The organism is Flavobacterium cupreum, assembly GCF_003996965.1.
GTDB classification, from domain to species: Bacteria; Bacteroidota; Bacteroidia; order Flavobacteriales; family Flavobacteriaceae; genus Flavobacterium; species Flavobacterium cupreum.
Window position 1 is genome coordinate 116,616 of the sequence record NZ_QWDM01000006.1, and the last position, 13,449, is coordinate 130,064.

The window sequence follows — 13,449 nt, forward strand, 5'->3', positions numbered from 1 at the left end:
TTAACTTTTTGAGATACGCATGAAAATCAAAGATATACTATTAGTTCTTGAGGAAATGGCTCCGTTGGCTTATGCTGAGGATTTTGACAATGTCGGACTTCTGGTGGGCGATGCCGAAGCGGAAAGCACCGGTGTTTTGGTTTGTCACGATGCGCTGGAAACGATTATTGACGAAGCCATTAGCAAGAATTGCAATCTGGTTGTTTGTTTTCACCCCATTTTATTCTCCGGAATTAAAAAGATTACGGGCAGGAATTATGTGGAGCGTGCCATCCTGAAAGCGATCAAAAATGATATTGCTATTTATGCCGTTCATACTGCACTGGACAATCATTCAGCGGGCGTTAATAAAATTTTCTGTAATGCCTTAGGATTAGTAAATACGAAAGTCCTGATTCCGAAGCAGGATTTCATTCAGAAGCTGGTGACGTATACTGTTCCCGAAAATGCGCAAAAAGTACGTCAGGCCATGTTTGAAGCCGGAGCCGGAACAATTGGCAATTACGAAAACTGCAGTTTTAACTCCAACGGAACCGGAACGTATCAGGGAAACGAAGAAAGCAACCCTGTCATTGGCGAGCGCCATGAACTTACCGAAACCGAAGAAATAAAAATAGAAGTTACGTTCGAAAAACATTTACAGTCTAAAATCCTGAAAGCTCTTTTTGCCAGTCATCTCTACGAGGAAGTTGCTTATGAAATTTATACCCTGCAAAATTCACATCAGAATATCGGGTTAGGAATGATTGGTGAATTTGAAACTGAAATGGAGGAGAAAGACTTTTTACATTTTGTAAAAGATAAAATGATTGCCGATGGAATTCGTCATTCTGCTTTTTTAGGAAAAAAAATTAAAAAAGTAGCCGTTTTGGGAGGTTCCGGAAGTTTTGCGATAAAAAATGCCATTCAGGCCGGAGCAGATGCTTTTTTGACAGCAGATTTAAAATACCACCAATTTTACGAAGCCGAAAACCGATTACTTTTGGCCGATATTGGTCATTTTGAGAGCGAACGCTATACAAAAAACTATATTGTTGATTATCTTCAAAAAAAAATCCTTAATTTTGCCATCATTTTAGCAGAAGAAAATACAAATCCAGTTAAGTACTTATAGAATATGGCGAATACGAAAGAATTAAGTGTTGAGGACAAGTTAAGAGCAATATACGATTTACAGCTTATTGACACCCGAATTGACGAAATCAGAAACGTAAGAGGAGAACTTCCATTAGAAGTTGAAGATTTAGAAGATGAAGTTGCAGGCTTAAGCACGCGTTCAGAGAAATTAAAAAGTGAACTTGAAGTAGTTGAGGATCTTATCAAAGCAAAGAAAAATGCTATTGATGAGCACAAAGAAGTGATCAAAAAATACACAAAACAACAAGAATCAGTTCGTAATAACAGAGAATTTAATTCTTTGACTAAAGAGGTTGAATTTCAGGAATTAGAAATTCAATTGGCTGAAAAGCAAATCAAAGAAATGAAAGCTTCTATCGAGCACAAAAAAGAAGTTATTGCTAATTTGAAAGAAAAACTTGATTCAAAAAGTTCTCATTTGAAACATAAAAAATCAGAACTGGATGCAATTATGGCAGAAACTCAAAAAGAAGAAATCTTCTTGTCTGAGAAATCTGCAGAGTTTTCAGCATTAATTGAAGAAAGATTATTAGCGGCTTATACAAGAATCAGAACTAGCGTTCGTAATGGTTTAGCTGTTGTTTCTATCGAAAGAGGAGCATCTGCAGGATCATTCTTCACTATTCCTCCACAAACTCAGGTTGAAATTGCTTCAAGAAAGAAAATCATCACTGATGAGCACTCCGGAAGAATTTTAGTTGACAGCGCACTGGCTGAAGAAGAAAAAGAAAAAATGGAACAATTGTTCTCTAAATTCTAAATAACTGTCCCGATCTGATCGGGACTTTTTTTTGTTAAAATTTTTCGCCACGAATTTCAATAATTTCACTAATTTTTAAATACTAAGAATAAAAATTCGTGCTAAATTTGTGGAATTCGTGGCGATCTTTTTTTTAAATCTCGTTTCGAATAATTATACTTTATAATTAAAACTATTATTTTGGGACTTAAAAAAGGAATTCGTTTTATTACATTAAAATCGGTTGGGTCATATATTAACTTCCTGAGTTATGTTCGTCCGCAAAAAGCTCTTGCACTTTCTTACGCCTTATTCAGCCAGCCACGGATTGGAAGATTAAACAAAGCGCAATTACCCAAAATATTGCAGAACACCGAAACAGAAACATTTCATCATAACGAACATCATTTTCAAACCTATATCTGGAAAGGGAACGAAACCAAAATCCTGCTCGTTCACGGTTGGGAAAGCAATGCCTCGCGCTGGAAAAAAACGCTGCCCCACCTTCAGAAATCAGGAAGCACTATTATCGCGATTGATGCTCCGGCTCACGGGCAAAGCAGCGGTAAAGAATTTAATGTTCCACTGTATGCTGAATTTATTAATAAAGCCGTAGAAAAATACCAGCCCACAATAATTATTGGCCACTCTATTGGTGGTGCTGCCTGCGTTTACCATCAGTATTTATTCCCCAACACCAGCATTACCAAAATGGTAATCTTAGGAGCCCCCTCAGATTTGAAGACGCTTATTGATAATTATATTTCAATGCTGAGTTTAAACACCAGAATGTTTTCCCTTTTGGAAAGCCGCTTTTCGGATCGTTTCAACTTTAAACTGGAGGATTTTTCAGGGAAGAAATTTGCTGCGGAATTTAATATTCCCGGATTAGTAGCCCACGACACCACAGACAAAATCGTAGCTTTTGAAGAAGGAAAAAAAATCGTCAGCCACTGGAAAAACAGTCAGTTTATCGAAACCCAGGGTTTAGGACACGGAATGCATGATGACGAATTGTATCAGAAAGTGATGGATTTCCTGTTTTCTGAAGGTTCTGAGTCGCTAAGTCGCTAAGACACTAGGTTCTTTGTTACTTTTGATTACGATAACAACCACTGTATTTTCATTTCGACAAAGGGGAAATCTCCGCGAGAAGCTCGACAAAAATTGGTTTTTCATTGCAGAGTTACTTACAAAGATTTCTCCTTTGCCGAAATGACAAGATTATCAAAAAGCATTTACACAACTATTTTAAAAGACTTCAACATTTCTTTTTCTCCTTTTCCTGTTATTATTATTGCCCTGGAATTTGTCGTTCTCCTAATCCAGTCTTGCTCCAGCATTTTATTTAACAACAAAGTTCCTACTGAACCTGCGATATGATATCGTCTTTCGCTCCAATCCAGACACGGTTTTAAGAATATTCGTTTTTGTTTTCGGGCTTCTTCGATATTTATTCCGAAACCTGAGAACCATTTTTGTCCTTCAGGACTAATTTCAAAAGTATTATTCTTTTCAATAATTATTTTTTGTTCCAGTAAACTATCGGCTAAAGCCACGCCTATTTTCCCGGCTAAATGATCATAACAGGTTCGGCAATATTTTACGGGAGCATAATTTTCGCTTTTCGTTTTTGAAGAAATCTCAGGCTTGGGGATAAGATTGGCCATTGCTTCAACAACGTATGCTACTTCTTTATTTGAAAATCTGTAATATTTATGCCGGCCCTGTTTTTCTACACTAAGTAAATTAGCTTCAAGAAGTTTTCCCAAATGCATGCTAATATTTTGAGGAGATGTATTTACAGCAATTGAAAGTTCAGTAGCGGTAAAAGCCCTTCCGTCTAATAATGTCCACATGATTGCAGCACGCGTAGCATCACCAATTAATCCCGCCGCTTTTATAAACTGATCTTCCATTTTTATACCATCATAGTTAAATCTGTATTGAAGTATTACATCGTAAAGTTAAATAACTTTGTCAAAAACAATTACACCATGTCCACTTTATTTCTACAGTCCGAAGTTAAAAACCCCTATGCTCTTTATGAGAAAATGACAGCAGAAAGGCCTGTTTACTGGGATCAAACCCATAAAATCTGGGCCATTTATTCTTATGAAGCCTGTACGCAAATCTTAAACCATACTGCTGCGCATATTCCTGCCTTTCCGTCCAATGATAATCTCAGTAAATATGCCGTGCTCATCATTAGTAATCTCGCCCGATTGTCAAACGGGATTCAGCATGAAATCGCAAAAGAAACTGCCGGCATTCTTTTTTCATACATGAAGACAGTTGGAGTAAATTATATTTTAGAAGAGTTACTTCGAAAAGAATTACTCGGGAATCCAATAAACTGGGTGGATCTGGTCTGTAAAAAATTACCGGTTTTAACGGTTTTAAAAAGTTTTGATTTTAATGAAAAAGACACTCTTTTGATCTGTGAAAAAATAGAGCAGCTTGTCAAAATAATGCAACCCAACAAAACCGCTGAAGCTATCGAATCAATCAATACAGTTTCGGAAGCGATTTATGACATTACAGAAAGGCATCTTGTGACACTTCCTTTTTATAAAACGCTGATTGATAAAATTTCAGCCTCTTATCCTATTTCTTTGGAAGAAACTATTTCAATGATTGTCAGCAATCTAATCGGATTGTTTATCCAAAGTTATGATGCGGGCAGAGGGCTTTTAAGCAATTCATTATTGCAAATACTTTCGAAAGAAAACCGTCCTGAAGACAAAATGGACAAAGTCCGGATACAAAAAATCGTTTTGGAAACCTTGCGATTTGATCCGCCCATTCAGAATACCAGACGCATTGCAACGGAAGACATTTCGTTAAACAAAATCATCATCAAAAAGAACGATTCCATTTTGATTGTGCTTGCAGCGGCAAATCGTGATCCGAAGCAATTTGCAAATGCAATGAATTTTGATATCGAAAGAAATAACAATCATGAGCATCTGACCTTCGGAAACGGCGGTCATATGTGCGTGGCAAAACATTTCTCTGTTACCATTACAACGGAAGCTTTGGACTATTTGCTCAGCAATTTCAATATTATACTTTCGGGGAATGAAATAGCATACGAACCACTGATAAATGCCCGATTACCGCAAGCAATATGGATTTCACTTTATAATTTAAACCAAACAATATGATAGCCGTAATTTTTGAAGTCATCCCAAACGAAGGGAAAAAAGCAGTATATCTGGACATTGCAGCAAATCTGCGACCCGAATTAGATCACATAGACGGATTTATTTCGATTGAAAGATTTCAGAGTTTCAACGATCCTGATAAAGTCCTCTCTTTATCTTTCTGGAAAGATGAGCAAAGCATCCTGCAATGGAGAAATCTTGAAATGCACCGCTATGCACAAGCTAAGGGCCGTGAAGAAATCTTCAGGGATTATCATTTAAGGATTGCCACTGTCGTTCGCGATTACGGAATGTTCGATCGCAAAGAAGCCCCAAAAGACAGTTTAAATTTTCATGATTAGTTTTTAGGTGCAAAGGGACAAAGATTCTAAGAAGTCCAAAAATCTAAAGATCTAAGAAGTCTAAGATCTAACAAATCTAAATTTTGACTACTTTTGCAGTATGGAAGAGAATTTAAAACGTCTAAATAAATTTATTGGGGAAACCGGTTATTGTTCCCGTCGTGAAGCCGATAAACTTATCGAAGAAGGGCGTGTCACAATAAATGGAGTTGTACCTGAAATGGGAACGAAAGTTTCTCCGGATGATGAAGTACGTATAGACGGAAAATTAATAGTTGAGAAACATGAAAAAATGGTGTATCTGGCTTTCAACAAACCTGTTGGAATCGAGTGTACTACTAATTTAGAAGTAAGAAACAACATTGTGGATTATATCAATTACCCGAAACGTATTTTCCCGATCGGCCGATTGGATAAAGCCAGTGAAGGATTAATTTTTATGACCAATGATGGTGATATCGTGAATAAGATTTTACGCGCCAGAAACAACCACGAAAAGGAATATACGGTAACCGTAAACAAACCTATTACGGACCGGTTTATACAACGAATGGGAAATGGTGTTCCGATTCTGGATACGGTTACCCGAAAATGTAAAGTAGAACAAATCAGCAAATACACGTTCAAAATCATCCTGACACAAGGTTTAAACCGTCAGATTCGTAGGATGACCGAATATTTGGGTTATGATGTAACGGCATTAAAACGGATCCGGATTATCAATATTTCGCTGGATGTTCCTGTTGGCCGTTATCGCGATCTGACTGATGGGGAGATTACCGAATTAAATCGTTTGATCGAACCTTCCAGTAAAACAGAGGAGGCAAGCTTACCTAAAGCCGAAGCGCCAAAAAGAAGAACAGAATTTATTTCGGAACACGATCCGAGATTTAAGAAAAAAGGAGATTATTAATCTCCTTTTTTGTTTTATCGTTATCTCAGTATCCTGAAGTTTTTTACAAAGTCTTTGTATTTATCGCTTAGGGTTACTTTATGATTTCCTTTTAAAATTACCAGATTGTCATTGACAATGATCTCTTCGATTTTCGTTGCATTTACAATGTAATTGCGATGCGTCTGAAAAAACTTATTGGAGTCCAGAAGCTGAATAATTTTGGTTAATGAGATCAGAATTACAAATTTCTCAACATCGGTTATAATGTTACAGTAGCGGTCTTCCACTTCAATGTAAACAATATCCTCGATTCGGACTTTCTTTAACGCTTTGTTTTTTTTGATAAAAAGCGAATCATTACTTATCACGGCATTCTGGTCTTCACTGTGAAAAACATTGGTTTGTCCGTAAAATTTCTCGACGGCCATTTCCAGTGCGTACAAAATCTCGAGTTCATTAAAGGGTTTTAACAGAAAGCTAAAAGGTTTGGTTAATTTAGCCCTTTCAAAAATCTGACGATCCTTGGAACTGGTTAAAAAAACAAAAGGTTTCAGGCCATTAGGAACAATCGTGATGGTTTCCGCAAAAGTAATTCCGTCCGGTTTTCCATCCAGAAAAACATCAATCACCACAATATCAATTACATTATTATAAAACAATTTCAGTGCTTCATTGTAATTGGTTGCAATGCCAACAATAGTGTAATTATTTTCGGTAAGTACTTTTACAAGTGCGTCGCTTTCGGCAGCAGTGTCCTCGATAATAAGTACATTAATATTATCCATGATTTTTAAACTTTTGTAATGCAATAATTATTTTAGTCCCACTATTTTCTTCGCTTTCTATATCCAGTTTTCCGCCGTTTTTATGAATCATACTTTTGCACAACTGCATTCCAAGACCGGTTCCGATTATCTCGTCATTTTTCTTTTTAGAAAGCAGAATCGTTTCTTTTAATAATTCTTCCCGGGTTGCTTTGCTCATTCCTAATCCGGTGTCTTCAATCACCAAATAGCAAAAGTCTTCTGATGCCGGACGGGAATAAATCAGGATGCTTCCGTTTTCATTCGAGAATTTAATGGCGTTATCCAGAAAATTACGAATAATAATTTTGAGCGAATCCAGATCGGCAAATACATAGTCTGAACCCGTCACTTCATTTTTAAAATCGATGTTTTTATTTAACATCAGCGGCTTATAATTATACTCTACATGCTGTACAATTGTCGCCAGATGTAATGATTCCTGATAAAAATAAGCCTGCTGGGTTTGTAACAAAGCCCAGTTAAGCAAGTTGTCTAACAAATTGTACGCGCCATTGGCAATTGTACTATTATTGTGAAGCAAAACATCGAGTTCTGCGAAATTTTTATTTTCCAGATTCTCGATCAGTTTTCCGTTACTGACTTTCAATGCGTTTACGGATGAACGTAAATCATGACTTACTATCGAAAATAATTTATCTTTTGTGGCATTTAACTCGTCAAGTTCATTTTTCTGCGCTAAGATTATCTTGTTGTTTTTAATTTTTTGCCGGTAAAAATAAACTCCCGTTCCAAACAAAATGAGCAATAAAACAGACGAAATAAGAAACCCGTTTCTTTCGGCCTTTTTTACTTTGTTTTCTGCTGCAAGGACATCTACTTCTTTTTGTTTTTGCTTTACAGCAAATTTCTTCTCCAGATCTGCAATGGCCCAGACTTTATTCTGATCGTTTAAGGAATCTTTCCACGTTTCTAATTCTTTTCTATACATTAGGGCTAACGGGAAATTTTTCCTGTTTTCCTCCACTACGGCCATATTTAAGGCTGCAGTCTTTTTTAGATTGAAAGAATTTGTTTTTTTGGATAAGTGATATGCTTTTTCAAAATACGGAATTGCCTGACTGTCTTTATATTGTGTATAATACAGATTAGCAATATCCATGTAGGAGCTTATAAGCATCAAGGTATCTTTTTCTTTTTCCTGTAATGTCGCACCTTTAAACAAATATTCTTCCGATTTATCGAATTTTTCAAGGTGTAAATAGCACAAGCCTATATTATGCAAAATATTGCTTCTGTAAATATTGTACGATGTGCTGACAGGAAGTTTTTCAATTTCCTGAAAATACTGCAATGCTTTTTTAAAATCACTTTGCTCCAGCGCAATTTCGCCTAAATTAATTTTAACCTTGTACGCGTACCGAAAATTGGCAGACACCTGATTAAATTCTTTTTTAGCTTCTTTAAACAGCTTTTTTTCTTTAAAAGAAGTTCCTCTGAAATAATAACAAAAATTTTTAAGTTCTTCATTTCTGTTAAGGCTTAGCTGCTTCATGGAATAAACCAAAGTAGAGTCCCAATTTTTTTCCCTGAAAAATTTCTGGGCCTTATTAAAGTTACGCTCTTCCTTAAATTTTGCAGCTGTTGCTTTTATTTCAACAGCAAATAATTTATCATTGTGTAGTCTGTCCTGAGCGAAAAGAAAAAAAGAATTTAGAAATAATACTGAAACAATGTATAATTTGATTTTAATCATTAGATATTCTAAAAAATTATATTTTCAAAGTTTAATTTGAGGTAAATAAATAAGAGTTAAATCCTATAAATAAAAATATTTATAGGATTTTTTCAGTTTCAAAAATTACATTTAAGGATGCCCAACCCCGGTTCCTGTTCCAGGCTGCACCGTAGTTTCTGTTCCCCTTGAAGTTATTGGATCGATATCCCAAAGAAAAGTCTGAATTGTTTTTATGCTTTCCAGTCCTCCTTCATATGGAATTTCATCAGCATTAAAACTAACTTCATAGATATAAAAATCATGTCCTTCTGTCCCTTTTAAATCATAGGAAACAAAAAATTGAAGTTGTGCTTTCCCGTCAAGACTTATGTAACAGTTTTGATAAACACTAAGATCCAAATGCTTCGATTCTTCATGAGTTACAAAAATCACGGCTCTAACACTCAGTTTATTATCCAGATAGTAGGCCTCCACAACTGGAGAAAAAAGATCTTTTGTAAATTTATCAGGAAATGAAACTTTTCCTCTTTTAAGATATTCCGCTGGCTTTTTGATAAGCACTCCTGGCGGATAAATTTCCTGGCCAGGTTCTACTAGGGTAATTTTTTCCATGGTATTTGTTTTTGGGTTAAATTTTATTGTTTTTTTATGTTTTTAAGAAATAATTGAATTAATAAACATAAAAAGGTCTTTTTTTCAGAAATCAAATATAGTAAACATTTTCCTAATAACTTTTATGCCCTAATAATAAGTATATTAATTAACAATTACTTATTAGTTACTTTTATAAAAAACGCAAGAAATGCAATCTGCCAGAAGAATCATACCCGGTTTTTATGGCAAAAAAAATCCCATTCTGCTTTGAATGGGACTAATAAAATTATTTTTTTGCACTTATAAAATCATAGTACAGGGCTTTCGATAAAAAAGGTTTTTCCTGATAACGCTCTATTTCTCCTTCTCTTGCATCATCAACGAATAAAATATCCAGATTGTGCAATGAAAAGTATTCTCTTCGGGCTTCATCGTTAAAGTTTAAATCACTCAAAAACCTTGGTTCCACTCCTTTGTTTACTGAAATATTATAGGTTGTAATCAGATTTCCCCAATTGACAAAACTGCATAAAAGAATGGTTCCGTAAAAATACCAGACCATCTGATTGAAAAGATAGGCATTTGTTTTTTGGTTTTTGATTTTCAAAAAAGCATATACTAATCCAATGATCGCCAGGATCAGAAAAGCATAAACACCCAGTCTTTTATAAGTCAGCCCGAAAAAAGAAACGTATTCTGAGTTTTTAACGATCGTACTTACGATAAGAACTCCGTTTAAAGTGATCCAGAGTTTTGCAAGCCTTTTGAGGTTTACTGCTTTTTCATCGAAATTAAATCCTCCTTTAAAGTAAAATAAGATCACGCCAACAGCCATCAGGATAGAAAAAATAACCGCATTGACTCTTTCATGCGTTGCCGCACTTAACTGAGACTTTTGTATCACTTCAAAAAACTGCTCGTAATTGTAGGTCACAACAAAAACTAAAAGCATCAGATTTAAAAGCAATAATGTGATTTCACCGCTTTTTCTTTCGAAATCCAGATCAAGAAAAGAAAAGGTATTTTGATTTTTAACCTGATCTGCATTCTCAAACTCATTGTCCAGCATCGGGTTTTTATCGTAACAAACATCCGGTACCCAGTAATTCCAGAAAGAAAATGAAATATAAAATCCCAAAATACTAATCACAATGATTTGTACAATGTCAACATCTAAAGTATAATCGGTAAAAAGGGAAGAGAAATGATCGCTTCCAAAAGAATACACTACAAAAAACAGTATCAGGAATACCGCCGGAATTATTACATACGCTACAAGTTTCTTCGCAAAATTATTATTGATTTTTCTTTGTGGAAGCCATTGGCTGAACATAAAAACACGCCCTACTGAAGCAAATGCATTTAGAAACACCAGTGGAAAAACCTGAATGATTTTTAGTTTTGTTTCCTGCGTTTTAAACTGCAGAAAAAGCACGGACATCGCAAGGGCTAAAAAAGAAACAAAATCTCCGTACCAGGCAAAAGCAAGGCAGGAAAGCACAGATGTTACCACCAAAATCAAATGGGAACGGTCTGTAAACCGATCCTGAAAGTAATAACAGATTAGACCTGTTAACACCAGACCGAAAATAGCGAGATTAACCCCTACTGACTCATTGTAAAAAAGCGGTATAAAAAGAATACTGCAGACTAAGATAAAATGGATTTTTTTCATAATTTAAAATTTAAAAGTACTTTGTTTTTCAAAGTAATTAGATAAAAAAAAGGTATTATTAGAATTTCATTAATTTTTCAAGACTATTCAAATGCTCCTTAAAGGCAGCACGGCCAAGATCGGTAACCCTGTACGATGTTTTGGGCTTTTTACCCACAAATTCTTTTTTAACTTCAATGTACTGTGCTTTCTCAAGTGCTGAGGAATGACTTGCTAAATTACCATCGGTGATGTTCAAAAGCGTTTTCATTTCGGTGAAGTCAATCCACTCGTTCACAATCAGAATAGACATAATACCTAATCTGACGCGGCTTTCGAAATCTTTATTTAATTTATCAATGATTCCCATTGGTCTATTTGTATTTTTTGAACATGATTAGTCCGTACAGGATATGTAAAATTCCAAAACCAATAATCCAGAAAATCAAACCATATCCAATGAAAAACAACGAAATACATCCTAAAATAAGCTGGCTGAAACCTAAATATTTTATATCCGAAAAAGTATATTTTTCTGCATTTATCAAGGCTAATCCATAAAAAATCAACGTGGTTGGAGCCACTAAAATAAAAATTTTATGGTAAATCAAAGCCAGGCAGAATATCCCTCCCATTGCCAGAGGAATAGCCAGATTGAAAAGCATTTTTTTTGTTGCGGTTGTCCAGATAGGTAAATTGTACTTTTTACTTTTTCGCATTGTAAAAAAGATTCCGAAAATAAAAGCAAACAGTAGAATGATCAATCCGCTGGTGATTAGTTCTGAAACTAAATTACCATTCAGCAGAATATGTTCCCCATCAAGATAATTTATTCCGTTTATTTTGAATAACTGATAAACATACAATCCGCCAATTAAAGCTGACAATCCGGCAAATACTCCTGAGAGCCCGCTTAGCGATATAAATCTGGAAGAACGTTCCATCATGGAACGAATATGTGATAAGTCTTCTTGGTGCTTCTGATTCATGGTTAAAGTACTTTGTACTGCAAAGTTATGTTTTATTTTGAATTGACAAACAAAAATGTGTTTTTATTTACCATCGTGAAAACTGAACCCTGAAAAATGTACGCTTTTTTTAAGAGAGAGTAATCCGGAACCTGAAGTTGCGTGAGGGATAGGAGCAATCCGCCGCAGCGGAGCGGATAGCCCGACCGTATTGACTAAAGGCGCTTATATCCGGCACCAATGGAGCGCCTTTAGCCAATATGGTCACGCCCAAATAGAAACACAAAAGCCCATTCTGTTGAACGGGCTTTGTTATAAAATAGCGAGATATTGATCAGAACCATCTTCTGCGTTTGAATAAAAATACCCCAAAGACAGACAGAATAATTGAAACAAAAAGAAGAATCCAGATGCCGTATTTGCTTTCTTCAAGGCCATTCGGAACATTCATGCCGTACAAACTGGCTATCAGCGTTGGAATCATCAGGATAATAGAAATAGAAGTCATCTGCTTCATAATATTATTCATGTTATTCGAAATCACCGAAGCGTAGGCATCCATCATTCCGGTCAGAATGTTACTGTAAATATTGGCGGTGTCCTGCGCCTGACTTAATTCGATTTCGACGTCTTCGAGTAAATCTAAATCATAGTCTGCTTTATGTGCTTTCAGGTTTTTGATGCGTTGGAATAAAACGTCGTTTGCTTTTAAGGAAGTGATGAAAAAGACCAGACATTTTTCGATTTGAAGCAAGGCCTGCAATTCTTCATTTTTAATGGATTTTTCTAAATTATCTTCCGCAAGTTTTATTTTCTGATTGACTTGTTTCAGATATTTAAGATACCAGACGCTTGACGAAAGCAATAATCTTAAAACCAGATCGGGATTATCTTTGACTTCAATGTTTTTACGCTGCGAATACAAAACGAAATCTGAAATAATTTCTGTTTTATAAAAAGTAATGGTTACACAGATATCGTCTTTAAAAATGACACCCAGCGGAATGGTCTGAAAAGGCAGTTTAACGTCGTCACTTTTAATGGGAACGCGCATGATGATTAAGGTCCAGCCGTCTTCGATTTCGATACGGGGTCTTTCGTCAATATCTTCAATATCGTTGTAAAAGGCTTCGGGAATCTGAAGCTCTTCCAGTAAGTATTTTTTTTCTGTTTCTGAAGGATTTTCAATATTAATCCAGCAGTTTGGAGTCCATTTTGAGATTTCCAGTAATCCGTTGTTGTTTTTGGTGTAAAAGGCTTTCATTTCAAAAATACAGGTGTTATCACAGCATTTTGAAATTTTCAAAAGCTGCTTTTAATTTAATACTAACGAATCATAATCGTCCATGTGGAGAAGTGTTTTTTAAGTGGTGCAAAAGTATCTTTTATTTTTCACACCCGAAACTTTAATGTATTAATTATATATTAAAAACGACAAAGCCCGCTCAGGGA

Annotated in this window: 14 protein-coding genes; 6 read left to right on the top strand and 8 right to left on the bottom strand. The window is 35.5% G+C overall.

The genetic code is table 11. The annotated features are described in order from the left end of the window. Window positions 1–19: 19 nt before the first annotated feature. The 3 genes from D0817_RS10730 to D0817_RS10740 all read left to right on the top strand — a co-directional run bounded on the left by D0817_RS10730 (window position 20) and on the right by D0817_RS10740 (window position 2,950). Window positions 20–1,114 (top strand): Nif3-like dinuclear metal center hexameric protein, encoded by a 1,095-nt coding sequence (locus D0817_RS10730; protein WP_127338397.1) that lies wholly within the window; start codon window positions 20–22, stop codon window positions 1,112–1,114. 3 nt (window positions 1,115–1,117) lie between these two features. After that, window positions 1,118–1,897: a zinc ribbon domain-containing protein gene (locus D0817_RS10735; RefSeq protein WP_127338398.1), complete on the top strand. Its 780-nt coding sequence runs from the start codon at window positions 1,118–1,120 to the stop codon at window positions 1,895–1,897. 180 nt (window positions 1,898–2,077) lie between these two features. Next, window positions 2,078–2,950, top strand: coding sequence for an alpha/beta fold hydrolase (locus tag D0817_RS10740; protein ID WP_127338399.1), 873 nt, complete (start codon window positions 2,078–2,080; stop codon window positions 2,948–2,950). 164 nt (window positions 2,951–3,114) lie between these two features. Here the strand turns inward: D0817_RS10740 and D0817_RS10745 are convergent, their stop codons facing one another. Beyond that, window positions 3,115–3,795 (bottom strand): ArsR/SmtB family transcription factor, encoded by a 681-nt coding sequence (locus D0817_RS10745; RefSeq protein ID WP_127338400.1) that lies wholly within the window; start codon window positions 3,793–3,795, stop codon window positions 3,115–3,117. A 78-nt stretch (window positions 3,796–3,873) separates the two neighbouring features. On the opposite strand from D0817_RS10745, the gene D0817_RS10750 reads away from it, so the two are divergent. The 3 genes from D0817_RS10750 (at window position 3,874) to rluF (ending at window position 6,297) form a co-directional block, all read left to right on the top strand. Beyond that, on the top strand, window positions 3,874–5,043 hold the full coding sequence (locus D0817_RS10750; RefSeq protein WP_127338401.1) for a cytochrome P450: 1,170 nt from the start codon (window positions 3,874–3,876) through the stop codon (window positions 5,041–5,043). Beyond that, on the top strand, window positions 5,040–5,384 hold the full coding sequence (locus tag D0817_RS10755) for an antibiotic biosynthesis monooxygenase family protein (RefSeq protein WP_127338402.1): 345 nt from the start codon (window positions 5,040–5,042) through the stop codon (window positions 5,382–5,384). The genes D0817_RS10750 and D0817_RS10755 overlap by 4 nt, the downstream gene beginning before the upstream one ends. A gap of 100 nt (window positions 5,385–5,484) precedes the next feature. Continuing rightward, window positions 5,485–6,297: a 23S rRNA pseudouridine(2604) synthase RluF gene (gene rluF / locus D0817_RS10760; RefSeq protein WP_127338403.1), complete on the top strand. Its 813-nt coding sequence runs from the start codon at window positions 5,485–5,487 to the stop codon at window positions 6,295–6,297. A gap of 20 nt (window positions 6,298–6,317) precedes the next feature. On the opposite strand, the gene D0817_RS10765 is transcribed toward rluF, so the two are convergent. The 7 genes from D0817_RS10765 to D0817_RS10795 all read right to left on the bottom strand — a co-directional run bounded on the left by D0817_RS10765 (window position 6,318) and on the right by D0817_RS10795 (window position 13,261). After that, the gene (locus D0817_RS10765; protein WP_127338404.1) at window positions 6,318–7,064 is read right to left on the bottom strand and encodes a LytR/AlgR family response regulator transcription factor; all 747 of its coding nucleotides are present in this window, start codon (window positions 7,062–7,064) and stop codon (window positions 6,318–6,320) included. Then, the gene (locus D0817_RS10770) at window positions 7,057–8,799 is read right to left on the bottom strand and encodes an ATP-binding protein (RefSeq protein WP_127338405.1); all 1,743 of its coding nucleotides are present in this window, start codon (window positions 8,797–8,799) and stop codon (window positions 7,057–7,059) included. Before D0817_RS10770 ends, D0817_RS10765 begins: the two co-directional genes overlap by 8 nt. Before the next feature lie 111 nt (window positions 8,800–8,910). After that, window positions 8,911–9,393, bottom strand: a complete 483-nt coding sequence (locus D0817_RS10775; RefSeq protein ID WP_127338406.1) for a hypothetical protein — start codon at window positions 9,391–9,393, stop codon at window positions 8,911–8,913. Window positions 9,394–9,661: 268 nt separating this feature from the next. After that, entirely contained in the window at window positions 9,662–11,050 is a 1,389-nt protein-coding gene (locus tag D0817_RS10780) for a DUF4153 domain-containing protein (protein ID WP_127338407.1), read from the bottom strand. A gap of 58 nt (window positions 11,051–11,108) precedes the next feature. Beyond that, window positions 11,109–11,399 (bottom strand): winged helix-turn-helix domain-containing protein, encoded by a 291-nt coding sequence (locus D0817_RS10785; protein WP_127338408.1) that lies wholly within the window; start codon window positions 11,397–11,399, stop codon window positions 11,109–11,111. 4 nt (window positions 11,400–11,403) lie between these two features. Then, window positions 11,404–12,018 carry a hypothetical protein gene (locus tag D0817_RS10790; protein WP_127338409.1) on the bottom strand — a complete coding sequence of 205 codons (615 nt, stop codon included), beginning with the start codon at window positions 12,016–12,018 and terminating at the stop codon, window positions 11,404–11,406. A 313-nt stretch (window positions 12,019–12,331) separates the two neighbouring features. Then, on the bottom strand, window positions 12,332–13,261 hold the full coding sequence (locus D0817_RS10795; RefSeq protein WP_127338410.1) for a magnesium transporter CorA family protein: 930 nt from the start codon (window positions 13,259–13,261) through the stop codon (window positions 12,332–12,334). Window positions 13,262–13,449 lie beyond the last annotated feature (188 nt).

Bases quoted from the DNA above. Each gene is read 5' to 3' on its own strand.
- D0817_RS10730 (WP_127338397.1), top strand. From the start codon at position 20: ATGAAAATCAAAGATATACTATTAGTTCTTGAGGAAATGGCTCCGTTG.
- D0817_RS10735 (WP_127338398.1), top strand. From the start codon at position 1,118: ATGGCGAATACGAAAGAATTAAGTGTTGAGGACAAGTTAAGAGCAATA.
- D0817_RS10745 (WP_127338400.1), bottom strand. From the start codon at position 3,795: ATGGAAGATCAGTTTATAAAAGCGGCGGGATTAATTGGTGATGCTACG.
- D0817_RS10750 (WP_127338401.1), top strand. From the start codon at position 3,874: ATGTCCACTTTATTTCTACAGTCCGAAGTTAAAAACCCCTATGCTCTT.
- D0817_RS10755 (WP_127338402.1), top strand. From the start codon at position 5,040: ATGATAGCCGTAATTTTTGAAGTCATCCCAAACGAAGGGAAAAAAGCA.
- rluF (WP_127338403.1), top strand. From the start codon at position 5,485: ATGGAAGAGAATTTAAAACGTCTAAATAAATTTATTGGGGAAACCGGT.
- D0817_RS10765 (WP_127338404.1), bottom strand. From the start codon at position 7,064: ATGGATAATATTAATGTACTTATTATCGAGGACACTGCTGCCGAAAGC.
- D0817_RS10770 (WP_127338405.1), bottom strand. From the start codon at position 8,799: ATGATTAAAATCAAATTATACATTGTTTCAGTATTATTTCTAAATTCT.
- D0817_RS10775 (WP_127338406.1), bottom strand. From the start codon at position 9,393: ATGGAAAAAATTACCCTAGTAGAACCTGGCCAGGAAATTTATCCGCCA.
- D0817_RS10780 (WP_127338407.1), bottom strand. From the start codon at position 11,050: ATGAAAAAAATCCATTTTATCTTAGTCTGCAGTATTCTTTTTATACCG.
- D0817_RS10785 (WP_127338408.1), bottom strand. From the start codon at position 11,399: ATGGGAATCATTGATAAATTAAATAAAGATTTCGAAAGCCGCGTCAGA.
- D0817_RS10790 (WP_127338409.1), bottom strand. From the start codon at position 12,018: ATGAATCAGAAGCACCAAGAAGACTTATCACATATTCGTTCCATGATG.
- D0817_RS10795 (WP_127338410.1), bottom strand. From the start codon at position 13,261: ATGAAAGCCTTTTACACCAAAAACAACAACGGATTACTGGAAATCTCA.